This is a genomic window from Pantoea sp. C8B4 (assembly GCF_051336905.1).
GTDB lineage: Bacteria > Pseudomonadota > Gammaproteobacteria > Enterobacterales > Enterobacteriaceae > Pantoea > Pantoea rwandensis_B.
In genome coordinates, this window is sequence record NZ_JBGMNK010000001.1 from 359,289 (window position 1) to 385,287 (window position 25,999).

The 25,999-nt window shown below is 52.5% G+C and carries 27 protein-coding genes and 3 tRNA genes; 16 read left to right on the plus strand and 14 right to left on the minus strand.

The window, feature by feature from the left end; all coding sequences use genetic code 11:
* Positions 1–38: 38 nt before the first annotated feature.
* The 3 genes from sodC to ACCW76_RS01590 form a co-directional block, all read right to left on the minus strand.
* Positions 39–557, minus strand: a complete 519-nt coding sequence (gene sodC / locus ACCW76_RS01580; protein WP_034821608.1) for a superoxide dismutase family protein — start codon at positions 555–557, stop codon at positions 39–41.
* An 81-nt stretch (positions 558–638) separates the two neighbouring features.
* On the minus strand, positions 639–1,535 hold the full coding sequence (locus ACCW76_RS01585) for an aldo/keto reductase (protein ID WP_436337563.1): 897 nt from the start codon (positions 1,533–1,535) through the stop codon (positions 639–641).
* 65 nt (positions 1,536–1,600) lie between these two features.
* A complete protein-coding gene (locus tag ACCW76_RS01590) occupies positions 1,601–1,840 on the minus strand; it encodes a DUF1289 domain-containing protein (RefSeq protein ID WP_034821614.1) in 240 nt (79 codons plus the stop codon).
* 227 nt (positions 1,841–2,067) lie between these two features.
* On the opposite strand from ACCW76_RS01590, the gene eptA reads away from it, so the two are divergent.
* From eptA to rnt, 5 genes are all read left to right on the plus strand, one after another.
* Entirely contained in the window at positions 2,068–3,705 is a 1,638-nt protein-coding gene (gene eptA, locus ACCW76_RS01595) for a phosphoethanolamine transferase EptA (RefSeq protein WP_045834203.1), read from the plus strand.
* Between the two features lie 39 nt (positions 3,706–3,744).
* Positions 3,745–4,341 carry a TetR/AcrR family transcriptional regulator gene (locus tag ACCW76_RS01600; protein ID WP_038647277.1) on the plus strand — a complete coding sequence of 199 codons (597 nt, stop codon included), beginning with the start codon at positions 3,745–3,747 and terminating at the stop codon, positions 4,339–4,341.
* A 50-nt stretch (positions 4,342–4,391) separates the two neighbouring features.
* Positions 4,392–5,489: an alkene reductase gene (locus tag ACCW76_RS01605; RefSeq protein WP_436337564.1), complete on the plus strand. Its 1,098-nt coding sequence runs from the start codon at positions 4,392–4,394 to the stop codon at positions 5,487–5,489.
* Positions 5,490–5,598: 109 nt separating this feature from the next.
* Complete coding sequence (gene gloA / locus ACCW76_RS01610) at positions 5,599–6,006, plus strand: lactoylglutathione lyase (protein WP_034821634.1); 408 nt, start codon at positions 5,599–5,601, stop codon at positions 6,004–6,006.
* Between the two features lie 108 nt (positions 6,007–6,114).
* Positions 6,115–6,783: a ribonuclease T gene (gene rnt, locus ACCW76_RS01615; protein WP_045813980.1), complete on the plus strand. Its 669-nt coding sequence runs from the start codon at positions 6,115–6,117 to the stop codon at positions 6,781–6,783.
* 66 nt (positions 6,784–6,849) lie between these two features.
* On the opposite strand, the gene ACCW76_RS01620 is transcribed toward rnt, so the two are convergent.
* On the minus strand, positions 6,850–7,185 hold the full coding sequence (locus ACCW76_RS01620) for a Grx4 family monothiol glutaredoxin (protein WP_197079559.1): 336 nt from the start codon (positions 7,183–7,185) through the stop codon (positions 6,850–6,852).
* Positions 7,186–7,549: 364 nt separating this feature from the next.
* Between ACCW76_RS01620 and ACCW76_RS01625 the strand changes: the two genes are divergently transcribed.
* Positions 7,550–8,335: a C40 family peptidase gene (locus tag ACCW76_RS01625; protein ID WP_045834204.1), complete on the plus strand. Its 786-nt coding sequence runs from the start codon at positions 7,550–7,552 to the stop codon at positions 8,333–8,335.
* Positions 8,336–8,423: 88 nt separating this feature from the next.
* On the opposite strand, the gene ACCW76_RS01630 is transcribed toward ACCW76_RS01625, so the two are convergent.
* Positions 8,424–8,513 (minus strand): YnhF family membrane protein, encoded by a 90-nt coding sequence (locus ACCW76_RS01630; protein ID WP_097119278.1) that lies wholly within the window; start codon positions 8,511–8,513, stop codon positions 8,424–8,426.
* Between the two features lie 273 nt (positions 8,514–8,786).
* Between ACCW76_RS01630 and purR the strand changes: the two genes are divergently transcribed.
* Positions 8,787–9,812, plus strand: coding sequence for an HTH-type transcriptional repressor PurR (gene purR / locus ACCW76_RS01635; RefSeq protein ID WP_038647288.1), 1,026 nt, complete (start codon positions 8,787–8,789; stop codon positions 9,810–9,812).
* Here purR and punR read toward each other — a convergent pair.
* On the minus strand, positions 9,809–10,720 hold the full coding sequence (punR, locus tag ACCW76_RS01640) for a DNA-binding transcriptional activator PunR (RefSeq protein ID WP_436337565.1): 912 nt from the start codon (positions 10,718–10,720) through the stop codon (positions 9,809–9,811). The genes purR and punR overlap by 4 nt on opposite strands.
* Positions 10,721–10,828: 108 nt before the next feature.
* On the opposite strand from punR, the gene punC reads away from it, so the two are divergent.
* Together punC and cfa are read left to right on the plus strand one after the other, a co-directional pair.
* Complete coding sequence (punC, locus tag ACCW76_RS01645) at positions 10,829–12,031, plus strand: purine nucleoside transporter PunC (RefSeq protein ID WP_045813977.1); 1,203 nt, start codon at positions 10,829–10,831, stop codon at positions 12,029–12,031.
* Between the two features lie 309 nt (positions 12,032–12,340).
* Entirely contained in the window at positions 12,341–13,489 is a 1,149-nt protein-coding gene (cfa, locus tag ACCW76_RS01650; RefSeq protein ID WP_436337566.1) for a cyclopropane fatty acyl phospholipid synthase, read from the plus strand.
* Between the two features lie 46 nt (positions 13,490–13,535).
* Here cfa and ACCW76_RS01655 read toward each other — a convergent pair whose 3' ends face one another.
* Positions 13,536–14,186 (minus strand): riboflavin synthase, encoded by a 651-nt coding sequence (locus tag ACCW76_RS01655; protein ID WP_034821656.1) that lies wholly within the window; start codon positions 14,184–14,186, stop codon positions 13,536–13,538.
* Between the two features lie 198 nt (positions 14,187–14,384).
* On the opposite strand from ACCW76_RS01655, the gene ACCW76_RS01660 reads away from it, so the two are divergent.
* The 6 genes from ACCW76_RS01660 to ACCW76_RS01685 all read left to right on the plus strand — a co-directional run bounded on the left by ACCW76_RS01660 (position 14,385) and on the right by ACCW76_RS01685 (position 18,457).
* The gene (locus ACCW76_RS01660) at positions 14,385–15,758 is read left to right on the plus strand and encodes an MATE family efflux transporter (RefSeq protein WP_200537318.1); all 1,374 of its coding nucleotides are present in this window, start codon (positions 14,385–14,387) and stop codon (positions 15,756–15,758) included.
* 154 nt (positions 15,759–15,912) lie between these two features.
* Positions 15,913–15,989: transfer RNA gene (locus ACCW76_RS01665), tRNA-Val, on the plus strand.
* 3 nt (positions 15,990–15,992) lie between these two features.
* Positions 15,993–16,069, plus strand: a tRNA-Val gene (locus ACCW76_RS01670).
* A 12-nt stretch (positions 16,070–16,081) separates the two neighbouring features.
* A tRNA-Val gene (locus ACCW76_RS01675) sits at positions 16,082–16,158 on the plus strand.
* A gap of 344 nt (positions 16,159–16,502) precedes the next feature.
* Entirely contained in the window at positions 16,503–17,915 is a 1,413-nt protein-coding gene (gene pykF, locus ACCW76_RS01680; RefSeq protein ID WP_436337567.1) for a pyruvate kinase PykF, read from the plus strand.
* A gap of 305 nt (positions 17,916–18,220) precedes the next feature.
* Positions 18,221–18,457 carry a major outer membrane lipoprotein gene (locus ACCW76_RS01685; protein WP_007374746.1) on the plus strand — a complete coding sequence of 79 codons (237 nt, stop codon included), beginning with the start codon at positions 18,221–18,223 and terminating at the stop codon, positions 18,455–18,457.
* A 65-nt stretch (positions 18,458–18,522) separates the two neighbouring features.
* Here ACCW76_RS01685 and ACCW76_RS01690 read toward each other — a convergent pair whose 3' ends face one another.
* The 7 genes from ACCW76_RS01690 to sufA form a co-directional block, all read right to left on the minus strand.
* A complete protein-coding gene (locus ACCW76_RS01690) occupies positions 18,523–19,560 on the minus strand; it encodes a L,D-transpeptidase family protein (RefSeq protein WP_038647302.1) in 1,038 nt (345 codons plus the stop codon).
* A 61-nt stretch (positions 19,561–19,621) separates the two neighbouring features.
* Entirely contained in the window at positions 19,622–20,038 is a 417-nt protein-coding gene (gene sufE, locus ACCW76_RS01695; RefSeq protein ID WP_038647304.1) for a cysteine desulfuration protein SufE, read from the minus strand.
* Between the two features lie 20 nt (positions 20,039–20,058).
* The gene (sufS, locus tag ACCW76_RS01700) at positions 20,059–21,282 is read right to left on the minus strand and encodes a cysteine desulfurase SufS (protein WP_038647306.1); all 1,224 of its coding nucleotides are present in this window, start codon (positions 21,280–21,282) and stop codon (positions 20,059–20,061) included.
* Positions 21,279–22,556, minus strand: coding sequence for a Fe-S cluster assembly protein SufD (gene sufD, locus ACCW76_RS01705; RefSeq protein ID WP_038647308.1), 1,278 nt, complete (start codon positions 22,554–22,556; stop codon positions 21,279–21,281). Before sufD ends, sufS begins: the two co-directional genes overlap by 4 nt.
* On the minus strand, positions 22,531–23,277 hold the full coding sequence (sufC, locus tag ACCW76_RS01710; RefSeq protein ID WP_034821684.1) for a Fe-S cluster assembly ATPase SufC: 747 nt from the start codon (positions 23,275–23,277) through the stop codon (positions 22,531–22,533). The genes sufD and sufC overlap by 26 nt, the downstream gene beginning before the upstream one ends.
* Positions 23,278–23,316: 39 nt before the next feature.
* Positions 23,317–24,810, minus strand: coding sequence for a Fe-S cluster assembly protein SufB (sufB, locus tag ACCW76_RS01715; protein ID WP_038647310.1), 1,494 nt, complete (start codon positions 24,808–24,810; stop codon positions 23,317–23,319).
* Between the two features lie 5 nt (positions 24,811–24,815).
* Positions 24,816–25,190 (minus strand): Fe-S cluster assembly scaffold SufA, encoded by a 375-nt coding sequence (sufA, locus tag ACCW76_RS01720; protein ID WP_038647312.1) that lies wholly within the window; start codon positions 25,188–25,190, stop codon positions 24,816–24,818.
* A 390-nt stretch (positions 25,191–25,580) separates the two neighbouring features.
* Between sufA and ACCW76_RS01725 the strand changes: the two genes are divergently transcribed.
* Positions 25,581–25,985 carry a hypothetical protein gene (locus ACCW76_RS01725; protein WP_045813973.1) on the plus strand — a complete coding sequence of 135 codons (405 nt, stop codon included), beginning with the start codon at positions 25,581–25,583 and terminating at the stop codon, positions 25,983–25,985.
* Positions 25,986–25,999: the final 14 nt, after the last annotated feature.

Sequence of the window (25,999 nt, forward strand, 5' to 3'; positions counted from 1 at the left end):
AAAAGAGGCAGACGGCAGATGGCCTGCCGTCCAGAACGTTAAATCACGCCGCAGGCAAATCGGGCACCGCCTCCGCCTAACGGTTGTGGATGGTCAGCATGATTATCGCCCCCCACATGGACCATCAATGCCTTACCTTTGACTTCGCTCAGCGATTTAATTCGTGGCGCAACCACGGGATAATCGGCCTTGCCATCATCAGTGACATACAGGGCAGGCAGATCGCCCAAATGGCCATCGGCGTAAGGTCCAAGATGTTTACCGGTATTTTGTGGATCCAGGTGCCCACCCGCTGCGCCGGCCGCAACGGTTTTGCCATCCGATTGCCCTGGCTCACAGCTGCCTTTGGCATGCACATGGAAACCGTGGATACCCGGTTTAAGGCCCGTCAGCGCGGGAGCAAACTGCAAACCATACGGCGTTTCACTGATAGTGACTTTACCAATGGCTGCCCCGATACCCTGTGCGGTGACCTCATGCAAGGTCACCTCTTCAGAGGCGGCCTGTGCCCCAGCGGCACAAACCAACGCCAGCGTGGCGATGAGGATTTTCTTCATAACGTCTCCTTACGGTTGAAATGCTTTGTAAGCCTGGACCGGAATGGACCATGCTGCCGTAATTTGACGTAGTTTTACGCTTCAGGGCACATCAAAACCGAGCGCCGCTTTGCGAATGCGGAACCACTGCTGACGGTCAAGCGTGAGTTGGCCAGCACCTGCCGCTTCGCTGACGCGCGTGGTTTTACCCGATCCGATGATGGGCAATGGCCGGCTTGGCAATTTCATCACCCACGCATACACCACCTGTTCGATGCTACTCGCGCCGATTTCCTGTTTTACCCGCTCAAGCTCATCACGCAGCGGCTGATATTGCGCATCGTTAAACAGGCGCCCGCCCCCTAAACATGACCAGGCCATTGGGCGGATACGCACCTGCTGGCATTGATCGAGCGTGCCATCGAGCAACGTTGATTGCTCCAATGGCGAGATTTCCAGTTGGTTAGTGACCAGGCTGAACGGCAAACGTGATTGCAACAGCGTGAACTGGGAGGCGGTAAAGTTTGATACCCCAAAATGACGCACTTTGCCGCTCTGATGCAGTGCCATAAAGGCTTCGGCAATTTCATCTGCATCCATTAATGGGTCCGGACGATGGATCAGCAGCAGATCGAGATAATCGGTGTTGAAGTAACGCAGCGAATTTTCTGCGCTGTGCAAGATGTGGCTGGCCTCGGTGATGTAATGGCCGATTTTATGTTCAGGCTTAGCACGCGTCGCAATGCCGCACTTGGTGACAATCTGCAGTTTTTCACGCAGCCCGGGCGCCAGGCGCAGCGCATCACCAAAGGCGGCTTCACAACCATAGTTACCATAGATATCAGCGTGATCGACCGTGGTGATGCCCAAAGACAGATGATGCTCGATAAAAGCGACCAACTGCTGCGGCGTCATGCCCCACTCCAGCAGACGCCAGTATCCAACGATCAACGGTGAGAATTGAGGTCCCTGCGGGGCGATAGTTTGCGGTTGTAACATCGGTTAACTCCCTTGAACACGAAAGCGAATCTGGGAGTATAACGGAAAGGCAAATCATCGTTTTCTTAAAACAGGGAGGGTTGTTCCGGATCATGATTTTCATCGACTTTTTGTTGTCGGTGCAGGCGCAACCAACGCTGGCGACAAAGCCGTAGCACATCGCGTTTTTGCGCATCGGTAAACTTCATCCAGTTAAAACGCTCCTCACGGCTTCGCAGGCAGCCACGACAGTAGCCCCGTGCGTCACTCTGGCAAATGCCGCGACACGGGCTGGGAACAGGGAAGAACTCTAATTGCTCGGCCACATCCACTCCGGTTTAACAACAAACTTCATATTGATAACAGCATAGTGACATTGTGCAAAGCGTATACGCAGTTCGCCCACATTTCATCCAGCTATTGCCACGGAAACGGATATTTACCATTGAAGCCAGCGCAGAAACCTTTGGTTGGGTACTGTTTAATAAGCGTTAAGGTTTTCCTCATGTTGTATTCATACGATTGTCACATTCCATCCAGCCATTGAGTTTTCATGAAATTCCCGAACAAGTTACAGTGCCATACCAGCAGTTTTAATCTGATTGCCGCCCTGTTTTTTACCTTCGTGCTCAACGCCCTGTTTCTGCTACGCGCATGGGAAATTATCCCTTACGATCGCCTGCACGATTATCTGTTTGCGGCCAGCATTCCGGTGGTTTTGGCCTCGGCTTTCTATCTCATTTTCTCACTGCTGGCATGGCCCTATGCGCGCAAGCCGCTGCTGATTCTATTGGTGCTGGTCAGCGCCGCCGCTAACTACTTTATGCACAGTTTCGGCACGGTGATCGACACCAACATGATTGAAAACGTGTTTGAATCGGATGCTCAGGAGGCCGGTGCGCTGATCAGCAGCAGCTACGTGGTGTGGATGATTTTGATGGGGTTGGTGCCCGTCGCCGCCATCTGCATGGTGCGGATTAAAACCGGACAACGCTGGTGGTGGAGCCTGCTGCAACGTTTGGCCGGGGCGTTGGGCGCCATTCTGCTGATTCTGCTGATGGCGGTGCTGTTCTACAAAGATTACGCCTCGCTCATTCGTAACAATAAAGGGCTGGTGAAGATGATCACCCCAGCCAATATCGTCAGCGGCACCGGTCATTACGTCGATCAGCGTTATCTGCAAGGCAGCCAGGCGCTGGTCAAAATTGGCCAGGATGCCAAAAAAGGCCCGCTGATCGCGGCTGAACCGAAGAAAACGCTGGTGGTATTGGTGGTAGGCGAAACCGGACGTGCTGAGAACTTTTCTCTTGGCGGCTATGCGCGTGAAACCAACCCTGAGCTGAAAAAGCAGCAGGTTATCTACTATCCCGATGCCAGTTCGTGTGGCACGGAAACGGCCATCTCCGTACCCTGCATGTTCTCTAACATGCCGCGTGAACATTATGATGCCAATCTGGCCCATCACCAGGAAGGCGTACTCGATATTCTGGCACATGCCGGGGTGAGCGTGCTGTGGCGTGAAAACGATGGCGGTTGTAAAGGTGCCTGCGATCGCGTGCCGCATACGGATATGACGCAGTGGAATCTGTCGCAATATTGTCACGATGGTTTCTGTCTGGATGATGTTCTGCTGCATCGTTTTGATCACTACGTGGACAGTCTGCACAATGACGGGATAATCGTTTTGCATCAAATGGGCAGCCATGGCCCGGCCTATTATCAGCGCTATCCGGCAGAATTTCGTCGCTTCACGCCTACCTGCGACAGCAACCAGATTCAGGATTGCGATCATCAGGCGCTGGTAAACACCTATGACAACTCTTTGCTGTATACCGACGATATGGTGAGCCGCACCATTGATAAACTCAAAGCATTAAGCGACCGCTTTAACGTCGCATTGGTCTATCTCTCGGATCACGGTGAATCATTGGGTGAACATGGTATGTATCTACACGGTGCGCCCTATCTGTTTGCCCCTTCACAGCAGACGCACATCCCACTGCTGATGTGGATGTCACCCGGCTATGCGTCGGCGTTCCACATTAATGAGTCCTGTTTACGCCAGCAGGCTGCGAGTGAGAAAGTGTCGCAAGACAATCTTTTCCATACGGTTTTGGGCATGTTCAACATCCAGACACAAGAGTACCAACCGCAACTGGACATGATCAGATCGTGCCAAAATGCCGGATAAGGTTTGCATTAGACCGACTGGTCTAATACTGTGTGGTCCATGAACAAAACTGTGCAACGCAACGAAACCCGTGAACATCTGCTCGCTACTGGCGAGCAGGTTTGTCTGCAACGCGGTTTTACCGGAATGGGGCTAAGCGAAATGCTGGCGCTGGCGGAAGTGCCGAAAGGCTCGTTTTACCACTACTTCCGCTCCAAAGAAGCTTTTGGCGTCGCATTGCTGGAGCGCTATTTCGTTCACTATCTGCAACAGATTGAACAGCAGTTAAGTCAGCCGGGTTTATCGGCACGGGAACGTTTGCTGGCGCACTTCCGCTATGGCGCAACGCTGTTTATCGAGCAGGGTCATATAGTAGGCTGCCTCGGCGTCAAGTTATCAGCGGAAGTGTGTGATTTGTCAGAGCCGATGCGCGATGCGTTACAACACGGTGCCAGCGCAACTATCGCAATTTACGCACGCTGTCTGAGTGAGGTCGCTGCTGAACAGGCGCTACCTTACGGACAAACGCCCGAGCAACTGGCCCAGCGCTGTTATTTGTTATGGCTGGGTGCCAGTTTACAAAGCAAAATTTCACGAGAGCCAGGGCCGATAAGCCTGGCACTTGAAACCATTGAACAGTGGCTGAATGGCCACTGATTTTTAAAAACCGCAGTTTCTAGACGACCGGTCTACTTACAGGAGTCATCATGGCGAGTAAACAGCTGTTCTCCCCACTTAAAGTGGGCGCGATTACCGTACCTAACCGTGTCTTCATGGCACCGCTGACGCGTCTGCGCAGCATCGAGCCCGGCGACATTCCTACTCCGCTGATGGCGGAATATTATCAGCAGCGCGCCAGCGCCGGTCTGATCATTACTGAAGCAACGCAGATCTCTTTCCAGGCGAAAGGTTATGCTGGCGCACCGGGTTTGCATACTCAGCAGCAAATCGCCGCGTGGAAAGTGATCAATGAAAGCATTCACGCCGCGAAGGGTCACAGCGCGGTGCAACTGTGGCACACCGGCCGCATTTCGCACAACAGCGTTCAGCCTGAAGGCAAAGCGCCCGTCGCCCCTTCAGCTATTGTTGCCGGTACCCGTACTTCACTGCGTGCTGAAGATGGCACCGTTTACCGTGAGGACACCTCACTGCCACGTGAACTGAGCGTGGCAGAAATTCAGCAGATCGTTAAAGATTTCGGCCAGGCGGCAGCGAACGCGCGTGAAGCCGATTTCGACCTGCTGGAACTGCATTCAGCCCACGGCTACCTGATGCATCAGTTCCTGGCGCCGGGTTCTAACCAGCGTACCGATGAATACGGCGGCTCGATCGAGAAGCGTGGTCGTTTTGCGCTGGAAGTGGTGGATGCGGCGATTGCGAACTGGTCTGCCGATCGTATCGGCATCCGTATTTCGCCAATTGGTGCCTTCCAGAATCTGGAAAATGGTGCAGACGAAGAAGCAGCAGCGCTGTGGTACATCTCCGAACTGGGGCAGCGTGGCCTGGCGTATCTGCACCTTTCCGAACCAGACTGGGCCGGTGGCCAGCCTTACAGCGATGCTTTCCGTGCTAAAGTTCGTGCGCTGTTCCCTGGCGTGATCATCGGTGCGGGTGCATACACCGTTGAAAAAGCCGACGACCTGATTGCGCGCGGCTTAATCGATGCTGTGGCCTTTGGTCGCGACTTTATTGCTAACCCGGATTTGGTTGAGCGTCTGCAGCAAGACGCACCGCTGAATCCACAGCGCCCGGAAAGCTTCTACGGCGGCGGCGCTGAGGGCTATACGGATTACCCAACCCTGTAAGAATCAGGCTGCCGCACCGGATGTGCGGCAGTGCTGTTTCTTCAGGGCATTAACTGGCTATACTTGCTAGTCTTTGTCATTCCCTGATGACTTTTCAAAAGAGGATGTTATGCGTTTACTTCACACCATGTTACGCGTTGGCGATCTGCAACGTTCTATCGATTTTTATACTCGTGTACTGGGCATGCGCGTACTGCGTCAAAGCGAAAACACCGAATACAAATACACCCTGGCTTTCGTTGGTTACACCGAAGAGAGTGAAGGCGCGGTGATCGAACTGACCTACAACTGGGGCGTTGATAAGTATGACCTCGGCAATGCTTATGGCCATATTGCGCTGGGCGTCGATAACGTTGCAGAGACCTGTGAACGTATCCGCAGTGTCGGTGGCAACGTAACGCGTGAAGCCGGTCCGGTTAAAGGCGGCACCACCATCATTGCTTTTGTTGAAGATCCCGATGGTTACAAAATCGAGCTGATCGAAAACAAACACGCTGGTCACGGCCTCGGTCATTGATGCCGTTAGTCAGTCTGCTAATTTGCAGGCTGACTTCCCTCTCCTGCTGCACCCTCCCGTAATTTTTGCCATAATGCACGCTGCCCCATTTCTTGCTATGAGATCCTGATGTCTGAATCGAACGCCTTAAACGCTCTTCATCAACGCTTCCGTGGTTTTTATCCTGTGGTTATTGACGTCGAAACTGCCGGCTTTAACGCGCAAACCGATGCGCTGCTGGAAATTGCAGCGACCACGCTTAAGATGGATGAGGACGGTTGGTTACACCGTGATGAAACCCTGCACTTTCACGTTGAGCCGTTCGAAGGCGCGATCCTTAATCCTGCGGCGCTGGCGTTTACGGGCATCGATCCCTCCAACCCTTTACGTGGTGCGGTAAGCGAGTACGAGGCGCTGCATGCCATTTTCAAGATGGTACGTAAAGGCACCAAAGATCATGGCTGCAATCGCGCGATTATCGTGGCGCACAATGCCACCTTCGATTTGAATTTTGTGATGGCAGCGGCCGAACGCGCCAGCCTGAAGCGAAATCCCTTCCACCCTTTTGCGACCTTTGATACTGCAGCACTGAGCGGTTTAGTATTGGGACAGACCGTGCTGGCGAAAGCCTGTAAAGCAGCGGGGATGGAGTTTGACAGCACACAGGCGCACTCGGCGCTCTACGACACTGAACAAACGGCCACGCTGTTCTGTGAGCTGGTCAATCGCTGGAAACGTTTGGGAGGTTGGCCACTGGCTTTCAGTGAAGAGCAGACCGAAGACGACGCCTCTGCCTGATGGGCTGATTGAACGATTGAACGATTGATTTTCAAATAAAAGGCCGACATTTGTCGGCCTTCGCAATTATTCCGCTTCTTTATACTTCTCAGCGGTTTCTTTCACCAGCGGCTGCAATTCGCCACGCTGGAACATCTCAACGATGATGTCGCAACCGCCGACCAGCTCACCATCAACCCACAGCTGCGGGAAGGTTGGCCAGTTAGCGAATTTCGGCATTTCAGCGCGGATATCCGGGTTCTGCAGGATATCAACATACGCGAAGCGCTCACCACAGGCAGAAAGCGCCTGCACAGCCTGTGCAGAGAAACCGCAGCTTGGCAGTTTCGGGGAACCTTTCATGTATAACAGAATCGGGTTTTCTGCGATCTGGCGCTGAATTTTTTCAACAGTACTCATTATTGCCTTCCTTAATCCTTCACTTCGTGTTTGTTTATTGTAGCGACTTCAGCCCCACACTGAAAACGGGATTTTGCGTTACCGACCGGCTGATCGCCATGTTTGTTAAGTGCAAACAGGATAGATAACATTTTCCTATCATTAATAAGCATGAACAAATTAATAATTAGCAATAATTTCGCTGCGTTAAACAGCTGAAATCGCTCAATTTAGCGACATTATCTGCCTGGTAACAGATTAATGGAAAAAGGCCTTACCTTTTGGAAAAAAAGTGGATTAGAATTGCTTCGGCGCTGATCGTTGATCAGATTTCTCTTACTCTGCCGCAGCCTGCTTTTTGCCAGACTGCTTAACCTGTAACCGGACTATGCGTTTACTGATTACGCTTTTCATACTGGCCTTTGCCCAACTGTTCTTTAACGTGGCTTCTGCTTCCCAGCATGCCCCGATTAATGCCAGTTTGCATAACGCCGAGAAAAAAAGTGCGCGCGAAGATGAGCGCCGCAAGCGACGCCCGGTTAAAACAACGGCTAAAAAGTCTCGCCTGACTACCGTGCAGAAGCTCAAGCTGAAAAAGCAGAGTAAAACCGAAACCGCCTTAAACAAATCCAGCCGCAAAAAATCCCTGCTGAAGTCGCCATTGAAAAAGTATGGCCATCAACGCCTCGCGAAAAAGTCCCCAGATGTGGACGATGAAGTTCAGGGACTCACTGGCATTAAGATGAGCAAATCCCACCGCTTGCGCTACCAAAAGGCACGCGAAACCGCGATGACGAAGTTGATGGGACAACTGGGCAAGCCTTACCAGTGGGGTGGCACCTCACCCCATACCGGTTTCGATTGCAGTGGTTTGGTGTGGTATGCCTATAAAGATCTCGTCAAATACAAATTCCCGCGCACGGCGAATGAGATGTATCACCTGCACGATGCCGCACCTATTAAGCGTGAGATGCTGGAGAAAGGGGATTTGGTATTCTTCCGCATCAATAATCGCGGGACTGCCGATCATGTGGGCGTTTACCTCGGCAACGGTAAATTCATCCAGTCTCCACGCACCGGTAAAGACATTCAAATTAGTGCATTAGGCGAAGACTACTGGCAGAAACACTATGTGGGTGCGCGCCGTATGATGACACCAAAAACTATTCGCTAATTGTTGCGCAACAACATCCTGTGGCTCTTGCCACAAAAAAAGCCGGACGCTTAATCAGTGCCGGCTTTTTTTATTGATGCGATTTGAATTAATGAAGAATGGCGGTGAAGCTAAACGCAATAATCATCAACAGTGCGCCAACCGTGGTCATTAGCGCCAGCTTTAAATCTGTACTCATCACTACTCCTTAGTCACACATTTATTAGGGTTAAAACAATTTTCGCACAGCGGTGGGCAAAAATCTCGTCTTATCCGCGTTGGCTTGCTAGAATCGCCGCCTTTCGTTGCGCAACTGATTTTGCGCATGCTGTATTTACAGCCTGCTGAAGTGGTTTTCCCTGCCTGAAACGGCAGATTTTCCCCCTTTTTAGGGCGTAAAACCCTTCGCAGACGCAAACGTTTAACAATATACTTATCAGTAAGTTGCGATAAGCCGGGGAGTACCTTTTTCATGGCAACAATTAAAGATGTAGCGAAACGCGCCGGTGTATCAACTACCACCGTTTCGCATGTCATCAACAAAACGCGTTTTGTCGCAGAGGAAACGCGTAACGCCGTATGGGAAGCGATCAAAGAGCTGCACTATTCGCCGAGCGCCGTTGCGCGTAGTTTGAAGGTGAATCACACCAAAACGCTGGGACTGTTGGCCACCTCCAGTGAAGCGCCCTATTTTGCCGAAATTATTGAAGCCGTTGAGAACCACTGTTTCGAACGCGGCTATACCTTGATTCTGGGCAACGCACATAACGATTTACAAAAGCAGCGCGCTTATCTGTCGATGATGGCGCAAAAGCGTGTGGATGGTCTGTTAGTCATGTGCTCCGAGTATCCTGACGATTTGCTGCAGATGCTGGAAGAGAACCGCAATATCCCGATGGTGGTCATGGACTGGGGCGCCTCACGCGGCGACTTCACCGATACCGTGCAGGATAACGCCTTCCACGGCGGTTATCTGGCGGGTCGTTACCTGATTGAGCGCGGCCACCGTGATATTGGTGCCATTCCGGGCCAAATGGAGCGCAACACCGGCGGGGGGCGCCATGCGGGCTTCCTGCAGGCGATGAGCGAAGCCGGTGTGACCGTGCGGCCGGAATGGGTGGTTCAGGGCGACTTCGAGCCAGAATCGGGTTATCAGGCGATGCAGCAGATCCTTAATCAGAAACAGCGTCCGACCGCCGTGTTCTGCGGTGGCGATATCATGGCGATGGGCGCGATTTGTGCCGCCGATGAGATGGGGCTGCGCGTGCCGCAGGATATCTCCGTTATTGGCTATGATAACGTGCGCAACGCGCGCTATTTCACCCCGGCGCTGACCACGGTCCACCAGCCGAAGGCTCAGTTGGGCGAGAAAGCACTGGAAATGTTACTGGATCGTATTACCAGCAAACGCGAAGAGCCGCAAACCATAGAAGTGCAGCCAACATTGATTGAGCGCCGCTCTGTGGCGGACGGTCCATTCCGCGATTACCGCCGTTAATGCTGATTTTCGCTGAGCCATTCGTGGTTCAGCGTTTCAGCATCGCCGAGATAGGCGAGTAACCACTCCAGCGCGGGTGACGCGCGCTGTTCTGACCAGCTGACGCAGCAGGGGCTTTCCGGAAACGGCTGCGGCAGTGATAACTCCACCAGCGCGCCATTGTCGAGTAAAGGTCGCGCAAGGTGGCCTGGCACCATGCCCACGCACAATCCCGCCTGCAAACAGTCCATTCCCGTTTCCCACTCTGGCACCACCAAACGCCGCTGATTATCCAATGTCCAGGTCATGCGTCGTGGTAATGCGCGAGAGGTATCTTCCAATACCAGCGATGGCCAGGCACGCAGCGCTTCTTCATTAAGTTCGATATGCGCGGCCAGAGGATGGTCGGGACTGACCACACAACGCCAGTTAAGGGCGCCCATGTCCTGAAACGCAAAACGTCCGCCTACAGGGATCGCCTGGGTGGCGCCAATCGCCACATCGACCCGCCCGTCCGCTAAGGCATCCCAAACACCGTTAAATACCTCGTAGCTGATAATCAATTCCATATCCGGGAAATGACGGTAAAAGTCCTTTACCAATTGCCGGGTACGCTGTGGTTTTACAATGCAATCCACGGCAATACTGAGTTGTCCGCGCCAGCCATTCGCCAGTTGCTGGCACTGCCTGCGGGTTGCCAGCATTTTTTTGATAACAGATCGCCCTTCCCGCACAAAATGCTCGCCTGCAGGGGTTAAAACCACCTCACGGTGCTGACGCTCAAACAACGGCACGGCCAACCAGGTTTCCAGCTGGCGCACCGTGTAGCTGACGGCAGAGGGCACGCGATGCAACTCCTGGGCCGCAGCACTAAAACTGCCATTGCGCGCGACAGCGTCCACCACTTCCAGCGCATATTCAGACCACATATTTTTGCCTTCAAAAATTTTAACAGCACCGCGCAAATATTAGCGTTTCACAAAGAATGACGCACTCTTTTACACTCCCCGGCGTTCAATCTGCCAATGAGAATCACTATGTTGTCGTCAAAAGGATTTATTCCCTACCTTGCTGTGCTCAGTATGCTCGGCTTCCTCGCTACGGATATGTATCTGCCCGCCTTTGGGGACATGCAACGCGACTTCGCCACCGCACCGGGCACCATCAGCGCCAGCCTCAGTCTGTTTCTCGGTGGATTTGCCTGCGCGCAGGTATTCTGGGGACCGCTGTCAGACCGTTTTGGACGTAAACCGATTTTACTGGCAGGTTTGACGATTTTTGCCCTGGGTTGCCTGGGGATGTTATGGGTGACGGACGTCAACATGATGCTGGCACTGCGCTTTGTGCAGGCTGTTGGTGTGTGCGCCGCTGCAGTCAGTTGGCAGGCACTGGTGGTCGATCGCTATCCCAAAGCCCAGGCTAACAAAGTGTTCGCCACCATTATGCCGCTGGTTGCCCTTTCCCCCGCGCTGGCCCCTTTACTGGGAGCGTGGCTGATGGGCCATTTCCACTGGCGCAGCATCTTTATCGCGCTGACGATCATCACCGTGCTGCTGATCATCGGAACCTTGCAACTTGCCGCGCCTAAAAAAACCAAAGCCGATCATACCCCGCAACCCGGCTGGCTGAATCTGCTCACCACGCGTGTTTACAGCGGCAACGTGCTGATTTACTCGGCGTGTTCTGCCAGTTTCTTTGCCTGGTTAACCGGTTCGCCCTTCATCCTGGCGTCAGCGGGTTTAACCCCCGCCGATATTGGTCTGAGCTATATTCCGCAGACCATTGCGTTTCTGATTGGTGGCTTTGGTTGCCGTGCGATGCTGAGCCGTTATCAAGGGTCACAACTGCTGCCATGGCTGTTGGTGCTCTACAGCCTGAGCATTTTGAGTCTGTTTGTCGTCGCGATGATGCCCGCGCCCTCTTTGATTGCACTGCTGCTGCCCTTCTGCGGCATGGCACTGGCGAATGGCGCCATCTATCCGATTGTGGTGGCCAGTGCATTAGCGCCCTTCCCACATGCCACAGGCAAGGCGGCGGGACTCCAAAACCTGCTGCAACTGGGCTTGTGCTTTATTGCCAGCCTGCTGGTCTCGGCCGGATTACAACAAGCGCTTTACAACACCACACTGGTGATGGTCGCCACGGTAGTTCTGGCATGGGCCGGTTTCATCTGGCAACGCAGCCTAAACGCACAAAGTGATATTGCTCACACCTCCCGTCCCTGCGAAGATAATCACTGATGCAACGATTATCGTTAGCAAACTAACGATAACTCGTTGAATATTGACCCACGTGAGCATATACTCAGTGGGTCAGCATTTCTGCAACAAATCAATAACATAATTGCATTAATTTTAAGCGACTCTGTCGCTGGGATGGCGTCTGCACGATCTTCCTCTCCTGATTGGTGCCAGACATTTCTATTCAGATTCATACCTCTGTAAAACGTCGGATATCTGGCGCACGGATTTTCCGTGAGTTCTCTCACAGGCCTTAGGAAATTGACTATTATTTCCACAGGTTCAAATCGGAAGGGTGATGGAGAAGCTATGAGTTCATCGTGTATAGAAGAAGTGAGCCTTGAAGAAAACCACTGGTTTCGCATCGTCAACGAATTACTGGAACGCGCTGATGTTGCAGTCAATGGCACACGCCCCTGGGATATTCAGGTCAAGCATCCGGATTTTTTCAAACGTGTTTTGCAGGAAGGATCGCTAGGTCTGGGCGAAAGTTATATGGATGGCTGGTGGGAATGCGAACAATTAGATGTCTTTTTCCATCGCGTTCTGCAACACCATCTGGATAAACAACTCCCGCGTCATTTTAAAGATACCTTGCGTATTGCGGCCGCGCGTTTAACCAATTTACAGTCGAAAAAACGTGCCTGGATTGTCGGGAAAGAGCATTACGACCTCGGTAACGATCTTTTTTCACTGATGCTCGATCCCTTTATGCAGTATTCCTGCGGTTACTGGAAAGACGCTGAAACACTGGAACAGGCTCAGTCTGCCAAACTGGATATGATTTGCCGCAAGCTTCAGCTTGAGCCAGGCATGACGCTGCTGGATATCGGCTGCGGCTGGGGCGGATTGGCGGAATTTGCCGCACGCAACTACGGTGTTAAAGTGCAGGGTGTGACCATTTCCGCAGAACAGCAGAAGTTGGCACAGCAACGCTGCGAAGGGTTGGACGTCAACATCTTGCTGCAGGATTACCGCGATTTGAATTTGCAGTTTGATCGCATTGTGTCTGTCGGGATGTTTGAACACGTGGGGCCGAAAAACTATGCCACTTATTTTGATGTTGCCGATCGCAATCTCAAACCAGACGGCATATTTTTACTGCATACCATTGGTGCCATCACCACCGACATGAATGTTGATCCCTGGATTGATAAATATATCTTCCCTAATGGATGTTTACCGTCTGTGCGCCAGATTGCGGATGCCAGCGAAAAACATTTTATTATGGAAGACTGGCATAATTTTGGTGCGGATTATGACACCACATTAATGGCATGGCATGAACGGTTCCTGGCGTCCTGGCCGCAGCTTGAAGAAAAATATGGCGATCGCTTCAAACGGATGTTTAGTTATTACCTCAATGCTTGCGCCGGCGCTTTCCGCGCGCGTGACATCCAATTGTGGCAGGTGGTCTTTAGTCGCGGTAAAGAAGGTGGTTTACGCGTTGCGCGTTAATCAATGACAGCAAGAGAAAAGGCGCCGCGGCGCCTTTTTTATTGGATTACTCTGCGTCTGCGGCTTGCGCCAGCGCAATGGCCGCAGCTTCGCGCTGAGCCAGCACGCGTTCCACCGTCTCGACAATCGCCTGAGTATGGGGATCGATCTCAATATTCACCTTATGCCCCAGTTTTTTCGCACCCAGCGTGGTGCGCTCCAGGGTTTCTGGAATCAGATGCACGCAGAATTTACTCTTGGTGACGTCACCCACTGTCAAGCTGATGCCATCGATACCGACGAAACCTTTATGCAGGATATATTTGATCTGAGAAGCATCCTGCAATTTAAACCACACTTCACGGTTATTTTCTGACTGGATGATTTTGCAGATTTCAGCAGTGGTCATAATATGGCCAGACATTAAATGTCCGCCAATTTCATCACTGAACTTCGCCGCGCGCTCAATATTCACTACATCGCCAACCGCTAATTCTCCCAGGTTGGTAATGCGCAGGGTTTCTTTGATCAGGTCGAAGCTCACGCGATCGCCCTCAATCGCCGTCACCGTCAGGCAGCAACCGTTGTGCGCCACCGATGCCCCCAACGCTAATCCCGGTAAGAGCTCTTCCGGCAGACGAACGATATGGGTACGAAACAACTCTTTTTCTTCCACGGCGATAATTTCGGCCGTGCCCTGCACAATTCCAGTAAACATACTTTCAGCCTCTGCGAAGTTTGCGTCAGTTTATCACAGCTTGGGTTGCGCGGTTTAATTTGCCGGAGTTCAAACTTTACACAATTAACTTAACAAAATGCGATCAAAGTTTGGTGGAACGCAGCGCTACCGCTACACTATGCCGCGCATTCTTTGGGGATATCCCCCTCTTCTCTTCTTAATTTAAGCAGGTGTTACGTGCAGAAGTATTTAACAGAAGCGCGTCAATTGCTGGCCCTCGCGATCCCGGTCATCCTTGCTCAGGTGGCTCAGACGGCGATGGGTTTTGTGGATACCATTATGGCCGGTGCGGTGAGCGCCACGGATATGGCCGCCGTTGCTGTCGGCACCTCTATCTGGCTTCCCGCCATTCTGTTTGGTCATGGTCTTCTGCTGGCGTTGACGCCCACCGTTGCACAATTCAACGGTTCAGGACGGCGCGAACGCATCGCGGAACAAGTGCGTCAGGGGTACTGGCTGGCGCTGGCAGTCGCCTTGCTGATTATGCTGGTGCTGTGGAATGCAGGGTATCTGATTCATGCCATGCACGATATCGATCCGCAACTGGCCGCGAAAGCCGAAGGCTACCTGCATGCATTATTGTGGGGTGCACCCGGTTACCTGTTCTTCCAGGTGGCACGTAATCAGTGCGATGGATTATCAAAAACCAAGCCAGCCATGCTGCTGGGCTTTTTAGGCTTGCTGGTTAACATTCCGCTGAACTACGTGTTCATTTATGGTCATTTCGGTATGCCCGCTCTCGGGGGCGTTGGCTGTGGTGTCGCCACCGCCTCGGTTTACTGGGTGATGTTTATCGTGATGCGTTTCTGGGTTAAACGCATGGCGAGCATGCGCGATATTCGCATGAACAGCCGCTGGTCTCCGCCCTCACGTGTCATTTTGTCACGGCTGTTTAACCTCGGGTTACCCGTTGCGCTGGCTCTGTTCTTTGAAGTCACTTTGTTTGCGGTGGTCGCGCTGCTGGTCTCTCCGCTGGGGATCGTCAAAGTCGCGGGTCATCAGATTGCGCTGAACTTCAGTTCGCTGATGTTCGTTTTGCCACTGTCACTCGGTGTCGCGACCACCATCCGCGTGGGATATCGTCTTGGGCAGGGCTCAACTGAACAGGCGCGCGTGGCGGCATGGACGGGACAAGGTGTCGGTATCAGCATGGCCGCTATCACAGCGATCTTCACCGTCACCTTCCGTGAACATATCGCCGCACTTTACACCGCCAATCCAGAAGTGATTACGCTGGCCGCCCAGCTTATGCTGCTCGCTGCCATCTATCAGTTCTCGGATTCCATTCAGGTCATAGGTAGCGGGATTCTGCGCGGCTACAAAGATACGCGCTCAATCTTCTTTATCACCCTGATTGCCTATTGGGTGCTGGGTTTGCCGGTGGGTTATATTCTGGCGCTCACCGACTGGGTGGTACCGCAACTCGGTCCAGCAGGATTCTGGTGCGGATTTATTGTCGGCCTGACGTCTGCTGCCGTCATGATGATTTGGCGTATTCTTCGGTTGCAACGTTTGCCGGCGCAGATAATTTTGGCGCGCGCGGCCCGCTAAGTGGCTGAACAGGCCGTTATTTGCTCCCGCAATGCCTAAAAAAACAGCGGGTCGCACAGATGCTGGTCAGTCGTCATGGAAAATCATTTTTTCCCTTGCCAGCATCGCGGCCTGCCGTTAATATTCGTCCCCGCTGTCGCCCTGACAGCATGTTGCGCTCTTAGCTCAGTTGGTTAGAGCACCACCTTGACATGGTGGGGGTCGATGGTTCGAGTCCATTAGAGCGCACCAAGTGCGTCCGTAGCTCAGTTGGTTAGAGCACCACCTTGACATGGTGGGGGTCGGTGGTTCGAGTCCACTCGGACGCACCAAATTTCTAAAATGCGCTCTTAGCTCAGTTGGTTAGAGCACCACCTTGACATGGTGGGGGTCGATGGTTCGAGTCCATTAGAGCGCACCACTCTTTGTTTTCTCTCTCTTTGCGCAACACCCCTTTCCTTGATCTGTATCGTTTTCTCTCTCAGCTTTTATATTGGTTTTCGCATACTTAGCGTCTATACTATGCCGCGTTGTCCACCTGAAAGGTTTCAGCGCTAACGTGCCTATGCAAACAACTCAAATGATTTGCGCAACACTGCTCTGCCAGTTCCCTCGCGTACTGCATAACTTCTCTGCACGCTTAGCCTCTGTCACCTATTCTTACTCCTGTACGATCCAAACCAACACCATACACATTTTCACTTCGCTGCCTTGCGCTGCGAATCCCGACCTCTATCATCCATCACAACTTACAGAAAACCTGACATGAAAAAGACCAAGATTGTTTGTACTATCGGTCCGAAAACCGAATCTGAAGAGATGCTGACTCAACTGCTGGAAGCGGGCATGAACGTCATGCGCCTGAACTTCTCTCACGGGGATTATGCCGAACATGGTCAGCGCATCACTAACATGCGTGCCGTCATGGAAAAAACCGGTCGTCAGGCCGCGATTCTGCTGGACACCAAAGGTCCTGAAATTCGTACCATGAAGCTGGAAGGCGGCAACGATGTTGCATTGAAAGCCGGCCAGACTTTCACTTTCACCACCGATCAGTCAGTGATTGGTAACAGCGAACGTGTTGCTGTGACCTATGCAGGCTTCACCGAAGACCTGAAAATCGGCAACACCGTGTTGGTCGATGATGGCCTGATTGGTATGCAGGTGACTGAAGTGACAGAAAACACTGTCGTCTGTCATGTGCTGAACAACGGTGACCTCGGTGAAAACAAAGGCGTTAACCTGCCAGGTGTTTCTATCCAGCTGCCAGCATTGGCTGAAAAAGACAAACGTGACCTGATCTTCGGCTGCGAGCAAGGCGTTGACTTCGTGGCGGCTTCCTTTATCCGTAAACGTTCGGATGTACTGGAAATTCGCGAGCACCTGAAAGCCCACGGCGGCGAGCACATCCAGATCATCTCTAAAATCGAAAACCAGGAAGGCCTGAACAACTTCGAAGAGATTCTGGAAGCCTCTGACGGCATCATGGTTGCACGTGGTGACCTGGGTGTTGAGATCCCGGTTGAAGAAGTGATCTTCGCGCAGAAGATGATGATCAAGAAATGTAATAAAGCACGCAAAGTGGTCATCACTGCGACGCAGATGCTGGATTCCATGATCAAGAACCCACGCCCTACCCGTGCGGAAGCAGGCGACGTGGCGAACGCCATCCTTGATGGTACTGATGCGGTAATGCTGTCGGGCGAAAGTGCTAAGGGTCGTTACCCGCTGGAATCCGTGACTATCATGGCAACCATCTGTGAGCGTACCGACCGCGTAATGAAATCACGCATCGGTGAGCTGCAGGATTCACGCAAAATGCGCATCACTGAAGCGGTTTGTCGCGGCGCAGTGGAAACAGCAGAAAAGCTGGAAGCCCCTGTTATTGTGGTGGCGACCGAAGGCGGTAAGTCTGCCAAAGCGATTCGTAAATACTTCCCGGATGCCACCATTCTGGCGCTGACCACCAATGCGACCACCGCACGTCAGCTGATTCTGAGCAAAGGCGTAGAGACGCGTCTGGTGACTGAAATTGCCTCAACGGATGATTTCTACCGTATTGGCAAGGAAATGGCGCTGGAAAGTGGCTATGCACAGAAAGGCGACGTTGTGGTGATGGTATCAGGTGCGCTGGTTCCAAGTGGCACGACCAACACCGCTTCAGTCCACGTACTCTGATTTTTGCCTGAAGTTTTATTTAAAAGCGCCTTTTTGGGGCGCTTTTTTTATTCTTGCGCTAATACAAAATCCAGATTTTTCCAATCGATAATAACTATTCAATATCCCGCACAATTAAGGTTAGTCCGATTAAATCTCTCTGTTTTAGCTAAATATTTTCATCATCTTCTGCGAAACGCTGCTTCTTTGAGCGAACGATCAAATTTAAGCATGTTCTCATCAAAAATTTATTCTCAACTCAAAAAGCTTTGTGTAATACTTGTAACGCTACATGGAGATTAACTCAATTCTAGAGGGTATTAATAATGAATCGTACTAAACTGGTACTGGGCGCGGTAATTCTGGGTTCAACTCTGCTGGCTGGTTGCTCAAGCAACGCTAAAATCGACCAGCTGTCTTCAGACGTTCAGACTCTGAACGCTAAAGTTGACCAGCTGAGCAACGACGTGAACGCAATCCGTTCTGACGTTCAGGCTGCTAAAGATGACGCAGCTCGCGCTAACCAGCGTCTGGACAACCAGGCTCACTCTTACCGTAAGTAAGAGTTCTGGTTTGAAAAATGGTGCCCATGTGGCACCATTTTTTTTGTCCTGATTTTGGTTCTGAATCAGGGTTTCGCGCCGCTCTCACCCATCGCCTGACTGATGGTCGCTTGTCCTGCCCCAGCGCCACTCTGCTGCGTTTGCAGTACATCCGGTAACGCCGTGTCCTGCGTAACGGGTTCGCCGCTGCTCACCAGTACGGGCATCCCTGAACGACGCGCCATCGCCTCTTTGATCAGTGCCGTGTCACTCTTCTGGCTATTGATAAACGCCTTAGATTTTGCGGTCAACGCAATCGGCATCGTTTGCGGATCGTCCTTCTCATTGCGCGACAACGGCTGATGCACCTCTACGTAACGCTTGCCATCCGGTTCCACCGCATACTTGATCGGCTCGTTAACGATCTGCACCCTCGTTCCCTTCGGCACACTGTTGAACAGCGCTTCGATATCATCCGGACGCAAACGAATACAGCCCGAGCTCACGCGCATCCCAATACCGAAATCGGCGTTGGTGCCGTGGATCAAATACTGGCCGGTCCCGCGCGCCAGACGCATCGCAAACAGACCCATCGGGTTGTCTGGCCCGGCCGGAACGACACCCGGTAAGGTGATGCCCTCTTTCGCGTAGCGTTTGCGGATATTGACGGTAGGCGTCCAGGTGGGATTGGGGATTTTCTGGCTGATGCTGGTGACCATACTGGGTGTCGCAGCGCCCAACTGGCCGATTCCGATCGGATACACCACCACGCGATTCTCCCCTTTCGGATAGTAGTAGAGACGCAGCTCCGCAAGGTTGATGACGATGCCTTCACGAGGTGCATCAGGCAGCAGCATTTGTAATGGAACCGTCAGTTGCGTCCCCGCTTTGGGCAGCCAGGGATCGACACCAGGATTGGCCTCCAGCATGCCGAGCATCCCAATCTTATAATGCGCTGCGATGCTCTCTAAGGGCCGTTTGTCGTCAGGGACAGTGGTCAGGGTATTCTCGCCAATTAAACGGCTGTTATCGGCTGGCAGGGGATATTCCGTTGCAAATGCAGGTGCAGAAAGTCCGAAGCAGGACAACAGCAATGCACCGGCTAAACGTAACGCTGGTTTCATGCAATTTTCTCTTTGTCGGATGGAACAGACCCCGGTCATGCCGGGGTCTGGAGAGTGTAACTTAGCTGAGGCTTTGAGCGTTATGACGGATCGCGCGAATCATCGCTTCCAATCCTTGAGAACGTGTAGGAGTGAGGTGTTGAGTCAACTCTAATTCTGCGAACCAATGACCGACATCCAGCGCGAGAATCTCCTGCGCTTGCAAGCCCTGATAGAGGCTAAATACCACCGCAATCAAGCCCTTAACGATGGCGGCATCACTGTCCCCTTCAAAGGCGATGGTGCCATCAGCTTGTGGGGTCATGCGGATCCACACCTGGCTCTGGCAACCGGAAATCACATACTCTGGCTGCTGTAAGCTTTCAGAGGATTCTGGTAATTTCGCACCGAGTTCAATGATGTAGAGATACTTCTCTTCCCAATTAGCGCAACGGTTAAAGTTGCGCACCAGCTTCTCTTTCTCTGGCAAATTCGCCATGGATAACTCCTGAAATCTGCTCAACCGCCCAGCAGACGATGAATACGCGTCAAACCTGCTGCCAGGCGATCGGCTTCTTCTTCACTGTTATACAGTGCAAACGAGGCACGACACATCGCGGGCACCGCATAATGGCGCATCAGTGGCATAGCACAATGATGGCCGGTGCGGATCGCAATGCCGTATTGATCGAGGAAACTCCCGACATCGAATGCATGATGCTTACCAAGGTTGAATGCCACCACGCCACTGCGCTGTGCAGGACCGTAAATGATCAGGTCTGGCACCGACGCGAGCTTATCTAATGCATAACGCATCAGTGACGTCTCACGTTCGTTGATGACATCTAAACCCAGCTCACTGATCCAGTTCAGCGCCGCGCCCAAGCCGATAATGCCACCGGTATTCGGTGTGCCGGCTTCAAAACGCCATGGCGTGCTGTTCCAGGTGGTGCCAGTTGGCAGCATCACCTGATCGATCATTGAACCGCCGCCTTCCCACGGTGGCATGATCTCCTGCAGTGCTTTACGCGCATACAGTACGCCGATGCCGGTCGGCCCATAAATTTTATGGCCCGAGAAGACGTAGAAATCGCAATCGATATCCTGCACATCCACCTTGTGATGCATCACCGCCTGAGCACCGTCTACCAGCGTGATCACGCCAGCGGCTTTCGCCTGTGCGACGATGGCTTTTACCGGGTTTACGGTACCGAGCACGTTGGAAACATGCGTCACCGCCAGCAGGCGTGTGCGGCTGTCGATCAACCCACTCAGTTGCTCAAGGGCTAATTCGCCTTGCTCGTTAAGCGGCAGAACGCGAATCTCAGCCCCGGTGCGTTGCGCCACCATCTGCCACGGCACGATATTAGCGTGGTGCTCCATCTCCGTGATGATGATGTTATCACCCGATTGCAGCTGACTGCCGCCCCAACTGTTGGCCACCAGATTGATGCCTTCAGTGGTGCCTTTAACGAAGATAATCTCTTCTGGCGATGCCGCATTGAGAAAACGCGAGGCTTGCGTACGCACGTTTTCCATATCGGTGGTGGCTTGCGCACTGAGCGAGTGGATGCCACGGTGCACGGCGGCATAGCCGTGCTGGTAAAAATAACTTTCCGCATTGATAACCGCGAGCGGGCGCTGAGCGCTGGCCGCGCTATCAAGGTAGGCCAGCGGATGTCCGTTGACCTCACGTTTCAGAATCGGAAATTCCGCTCTGATTCGTTCGAGATCGAAAGTCATAACTCAACTCCAGGGAAACGCGCACTAATGCGTTCCAGCACCAGCTGGCGCAGCGGTTCTTCTTCCAGCAGTTCGGTCAATTCAGCTGCGAACGCATGGATAATCATCTGCTGTGCGGCATCTTCAGGGATACCACGCGAGCGCAGATAGAACATCTGCTCATCGTCGATACGGCCAATCGTTGCGCCATGGCTGCACTTCACATCATCCGCATAGATTTCCAGCTGCGGCTTGGTGTCCACTTCCGCCAGGCGACCGAGCAACAGGTTGTTGTTGGTCATCTGTCCGTCAGTTTTCAGTGCATGCTTCGCCACTTTAATGTGACCGTTGAAAATCGAACGGCCCTTATCGCGCGAGATGGTTTTGTGCAGCTGACGACTCAGGCAGTAGCCTTTGTTGTGTTCCAGATAGCTGCGGGTATCCGCCACTTCTGCGTTGATCGGCAGCACCAGACTGTTCAGTGACAGCTGGGTGTTTTCACCGTTGAGCTGCACGCTGGTGTTGTGACGAGACAAGCCGGCACCCAGCAGGAAGCTGGTGCTGCTGACCTGCGCATCACGACCAATCACGATATCATTGTGTGCAAAGTGATAGCTACTGCTCTCTTCAAACGCCAGCTTGATGTGTTTCAGTTGGGCATTGTCGGCGACGGCAAAGGTAAAGCGAGCACCAGTGAAGTGTGCCGCACCGTTCAGCGTCACGTAATGCTCAATCACTTCAGCTTCGGCGCTCTGCTCCAGCTCAAGATGATGGCGGTGATGAACGGTGTTCAACGCATCGGCTTTGCCGCTGGTGATGTGCAGTAAATACAGCGGACGTGCCGCCGACTTGCCGCGCGCCAGACGAATGGAAGTCACTTCTTCCGCCAGGCTTTCGGTCAGATGCAGGAACACTTCTGGCTGCACCGCAGCCGGCAACGGGCGGCGTTCAGCCGCACGGCTGTGCTGCACGTCAAACAGATCGGTGTCGCGCGCACTCAGCTCAGGCTGGAAGCGGCCATCAACAAACACCAGACGCACCGCATCCACCGGCAGCGCCAATTCAGCAACCTGCTCCGCCGTAACGGTCTGCGCTTCTGGCAGCACGAACTGGTTGGCGAACAGGCCATCCAGCGCGGTGTATTTCCAGTTTTCATGCTTACGGGTCGGCAAGCCGACACGCATTAATTGCTGCCAGTGCTGCTGTGCCTGCAGAGAACGCACCTCACCGCGCGATTCAAACAGGTGATGCCACTGTTGCAGGGCGTTATCACTCTTCGTCGGTAAGCCAGCCATAGCCTTGCTCCTCCAGCTGTTTAACCAGCGAGAAATCGCCAGACTTAACGATTTTGCCCTGATACAGCACGTGCACGTGATCTGGCTTGATGTAATCCAGGATGCGCTGGTAGTGGGTCACGATAATGAATGAACGCTTACCGTCACGCAGGCTGTTAACGCCTTCAGCGACGATTTTCAGCGCATCGATATCCAGACCAGAGTCGGTTTCATCCAGGATGCACAATTCTGGCTCAAGAGCGGCCATCTGCAGAATGTCGTTACGCTTCTTCTCACCACCGGAGAAGCCAACGTTCACTGAACGGGTCAGCAGATCTTCAGGCATCTTCAGCAGTTTAATTTTGTCTTCGATGAAGTCCTGGAAATCAAAACGATCCAGCTCTTCCTGCTCACGGTATTTGCGCACCGCATTCACAGAAGTCTGCAGGAAGAATTGGTTGCTGACGCCCGGAATCTCGACCGGGTACTGGAACGCCATGAAGATGCCTTCGCCCGCGCGCTCTTCTGGTTCGAGTTCCAGCAGATCTTTGCCATGGAAACTGACCGAACCGCCAGTGACTTCGTAATCTTCACGACCTGCCAGCGTTGCAGACAGGGTACTTTTACCCGAGCCGTTAGGGCCCATGATGGCGTGGACTTCGCCCGGCTTCACTTCAAGGTTCAGACCGCGCAAAATCTCTTTGTCTTCAACGCTAACCTGTAAATCTTTAATGCTTAACATACTCTTTCCTTCACATTGCTTCCGGCAACGCGTGTGGCATCAGCCCACACTGTGCTCAAGGCTGATAGCCAACAGTTTTTGCGCTTCCACGGCGAATTCCAGTGGCAGCTCGGAGAAAACATCTTTGCAGAAGCCGTTGACGATCATCGAGATCGCATCTTCTTCGCTAATGCCGCGCTGCAGGCAGTAGAACATCTGGTCTTCGCCAATACGCGAGGTGGTGGCTTCATGTTCCAGCTGTGCTGTGTTGTTGCGCGTTTCCACATACGGGAAGGTGTGCGCACCGCACTCGGCACCAATCAGCATCGAGTCACACTGGGTGAAGTTACGCGCGTTGGTCGCGGTTGGCATGATTTTTACCAGACCACGATAAGTGTTCTCACTCTTACCGGCAGAGATCCCTTTCGAGATGATGGTCGACTTGGTGTTTTTACCAATGTGGATCATCTTGGTACCGGTATCCGCCTGCTGACGGCCGCTGGTCAGTGCGACAGAGTAGAATTCACCCACAGAGTAATCACCACGCAGGATACAGCTTGGGTATTTCCAGGTGATGGCTGATCCCGTCTCTGACTGTGTCCATGACATCTTGCTGTGGTCGCCTTCACACAGCGCGCGCTTGGTCACGAAGTTGAGGATACCGCCCTCGCCTTCACCGCCCGGGAACCAGTTCTGTACGGTGGAATATTTCACTTCGGCGTTTTTGTGGATGATCACTTCAACCACTGCGGCGTGCAGCTGGTAAGTGTCACGCACCGGCGCGGAGCAGCCTTCGATGTAGCTGACATAGCTGTCTTCATCGGCGATCAGAATGGTACGTTCGAACTGACCCGTTTTCGCCGCGTTGATACGGAAATAAGTCGACAGCTCCATCGGGCAACGCACGCCTTTGGGGATGTAAACAAAAGTACCGTCTGAAGCCACAGCAGAGTTCAATGCTGCGAAGAAGTTATCGTTGTGGGGAACCACAGTACCGAGATACTTCTGCACCAGCTCTGGATGATCGTGAATCGCTTCACCGAATGAGCAGAAGATAATGCCTTGCTCAGCCAGTTTGTCACGATAGGTGGTGGATACGGAAACAGAGTCAAAAATCGCATCAACGGCGACTTCACGTCCTTCACGTACCGGAACACCCAACTGATTGAAAGCGTCTTCCACTTCTTTCGTCAGGTAATCGCTTGACGCTACGCTGCCAGACGTTTGCTTCGCACCCGGTTCAGACGCGCAACTATCATCGCAATTGCCGCAAGACGGCGCGGAATAGTAGCTGTAGTCCTGATAATCGAGTGAGGCGTAGTTGGCTTTCAACCAATGTGGTTCTTCCATCTCTAACCAGGCACGGAAGGCCTTGAGGCGGAATTCCAGCATCCACTCAGGTTCGTTACGTTTGGCCGAAATGGCACGCACCACATCTTCATTGATGCCGTGTGCCAATTCGTCGGTTTGCAACTGGGTAAAGAAGCCTTCTTTATAATTCAGGCTACCTTCCCACGTTTGTACATCGTCAGATGCTTCGCTGTGTCGTGACATTTTACTTACTCGACGCCAAAACTCTCACCGCACCCGCAGGCGTGCTGAGCTTTAGGGTTGTTGAATTTAAAAATCTGGTTCAGGCCTTCACGGACATAATCCAGTTCGGTACCGTCAACAAACGGCATAGCCTGAAGAGGCACAAATAATTTTGCGCCGAATTGCTCAAACGTCAGGTCGTCATCGGCTGGCTCTTTTGTCAGATCCATAACGTACCCAAAACCGGCACAGCCGGACTGCTTCACACCCAATCTCAGGCCCTTAACTTCAGGATCCGCCTCAACCAGGTTAAGAATCTGTTTCGCTGCCGATTCGGTCAGCGTAAGCCCTTTCCAGACGAAATCGTCGGGTGAAAAGGAAGCTGCATTTACTGATGACATAGTGCTACCTCGTAAGTCTGGGCCTTTTCAGGCTATCCCCCTATGGTAGTGATATCAGATACCACTTCAACCTCTTGTTTTGCAGGGATAATCATCTCGTGCTGTTTTTTACTGTTGCTTTATTAAGCATAGTCTCTTCAATCGAGCTTGTGAGCGGCATTCCCGTGCGCGCCACGCCAGCGTAACCCGTTAAAATGACGTAAAATTTAGAAATTCAACTTTACGACATCGTCATGATTGATAGGTTACGCCTTTCTTCAATGTAAAGAGATTGTTATTGCCGATTTTAGTAACAGGCAAAGGAAATCAATAAAATTTCATTGCGGGAATTGCATTCCTGACGCGGTTGAATATGATAATGATTATCATTAACCCATTTAGGGTAGCGACATGACGCTTACCGTCTCAGCCTGGTTACAACACAAAATCGATGAATATAAGTTTTCAGTGCGTGATATCACCGTCGACTTCTACATGGCTCAGGCTAAGCTCAACCGCACCGATTGTACTATTGACCAACTGCGTCGCTTTAACGACACCTGTCTCGACATGGCAGAAATCTGCGAGCTTAACGGCGACGACCAAAGCTATCTGCATGCCATGGGCAAGCTCCATCACCGCTTAGTGCAGGAGATGGGCAATGCCGATCGCGACCGTTTATTCCGTATTCAGGCCTATCAACTGGCGCGCCTGTCGTTGACTCGTTTGTGTCATCAACTGGCGCTCAGCGGCGAGTGGGATAAAGCCACCAGCCTGCAGAGTGATTTCGTCCGTCACGCAGGCTGGATATTCTAATCCAGCTTTGTGAC

Coding starts and splice junctions, on each gene's coding strand:
- sodC (WP_034821608.1), bottom strand. CDS start 557: ATGAAGAAAATCCTCATCGCCACGCTGGCGTTGGTTTGTGCCGCTGGG.
- ACCW76_RS01585 (WP_436337563.1), bottom strand. CDS start 1,535: ATGTTACAACCGCAAACTATCGCCCCGCAGGGACCTCAATTCTCACCG.
- eptA (WP_045834203.1), top strand. CDS start 2,068: ATGAAATTCCCGAACAAGTTACAGTGCCATACCAGCAGTTTTAATCTG.
- ACCW76_RS01600 (WP_038647277.1), top strand. CDS start 3,745: ATGAACAAAACTGTGCAACGCAACGAAACCCGTGAACATCTGCTCGCT.
- ACCW76_RS01605 (WP_436337564.1), top strand. CDS start 4,392: ATGGCGAGTAAACAGCTGTTCTCCCCACTTAAAGTGGGCGCGATTACC.
- gloA (WP_034821634.1), top strand. CDS start 5,599: ATGCGTTTACTTCACACCATGTTACGCGTTGGCGATCTGCAACGTTCT.
- rnt (WP_045813980.1), top strand. CDS start 6,115: ATGTCTGAATCGAACGCCTTAAACGCTCTTCATCAACGCTTCCGTGGT.
- ACCW76_RS01625 (WP_045834204.1), top strand. CDS start 7,550: ATGCGTTTACTGATTACGCTTTTCATACTGGCCTTTGCCCAACTGTTC.
- ACCW76_RS01630 (WP_097119278.1), bottom strand. CDS start 8,513: ATGAGTACAGATTTAAAGCTGGCGCTAATGACCACGGTTGGCGCACTG.
- purR (WP_038647288.1), top strand. CDS start 8,787: ATGGCAACAATTAAAGATGTAGCGAAACGCGCCGGTGTATCAACTACC.
- punR (WP_436337565.1), bottom strand. CDS start 10,720: ATGTGGTCTGAATATGCGCTGGAAGTGGTGGACGCTGTCGCGCGCAAT.
- punC (WP_045813977.1), top strand. CDS start 10,829: ATGTTGTCGTCAAAAGGATTTATTCCCTACCTTGCTGTGCTCAGTATG.
- cfa (WP_436337566.1), top strand. CDS start 12,341: ATGAGTTCATCGTGTATAGAAGAAGTGAGCCTTGAAGAAAACCACTGG.
- ACCW76_RS01655 (WP_034821656.1), bottom strand. CDS start 14,186: ATGTTTACTGGAATTGTGCAGGGCACGGCCGAAATTATCGCCGTGGAA.
- pykF (WP_436337567.1), top strand. CDS start 16,503: ATGAAAAAGACCAAGATTGTTTGTACTATCGGTCCGAAAACCGAATCT.
- ACCW76_RS01685 (WP_007374746.1), top strand. CDS start 18,221: ATGAATCGTACTAAACTGGTACTGGGCGCGGTAATTCTGGGTTCAACT.
- ACCW76_RS01690 (WP_038647302.1), bottom strand. CDS start 19,560: ATGAAACCAGCGTTACGTTTAGCCGGTGCATTGCTGTTGTCCTGCTTC.
- sufE (WP_038647304.1), bottom strand. CDS start 20,038: ATGGCGAATTTGCCAGAGAAAGAGAAGCTGGTGCGCAACTTTAACCGT.
- sufS (WP_038647306.1), bottom strand. CDS start 21,282: ATGACTTTCGATCTCGAACGAATCAGAGCGGAATTTCCGATTCTGAAA.
- sufD (WP_038647308.1), bottom strand. CDS start 22,556: ATGGCTGGCTTACCGACGAAGAGTGATAACGCCCTGCAACAGTGGCAT.
- sufC (WP_034821684.1), bottom strand. CDS start 23,277: ATGTTAAGCATTAAAGATTTACAGGTTAGCGTTGAAGACAAAGAGATT.
- sufB (WP_038647310.1), bottom strand. CDS start 24,810: ATGTCACGACACAGCGAAGCATCTGACGATGTACAAACGTGGGAAGGT.
- sufA (WP_038647312.1), bottom strand. CDS start 25,190: ATGTCATCAGTAAATGCAGCTTCCTTTTCACCCGACGATTTCGTCTGG.
- ACCW76_RS01725 (WP_045813973.1), top strand. CDS start 25,581: ATGACGCTTACCGTCTCAGCCTGGTTACAACACAAAATCGATGAATAT.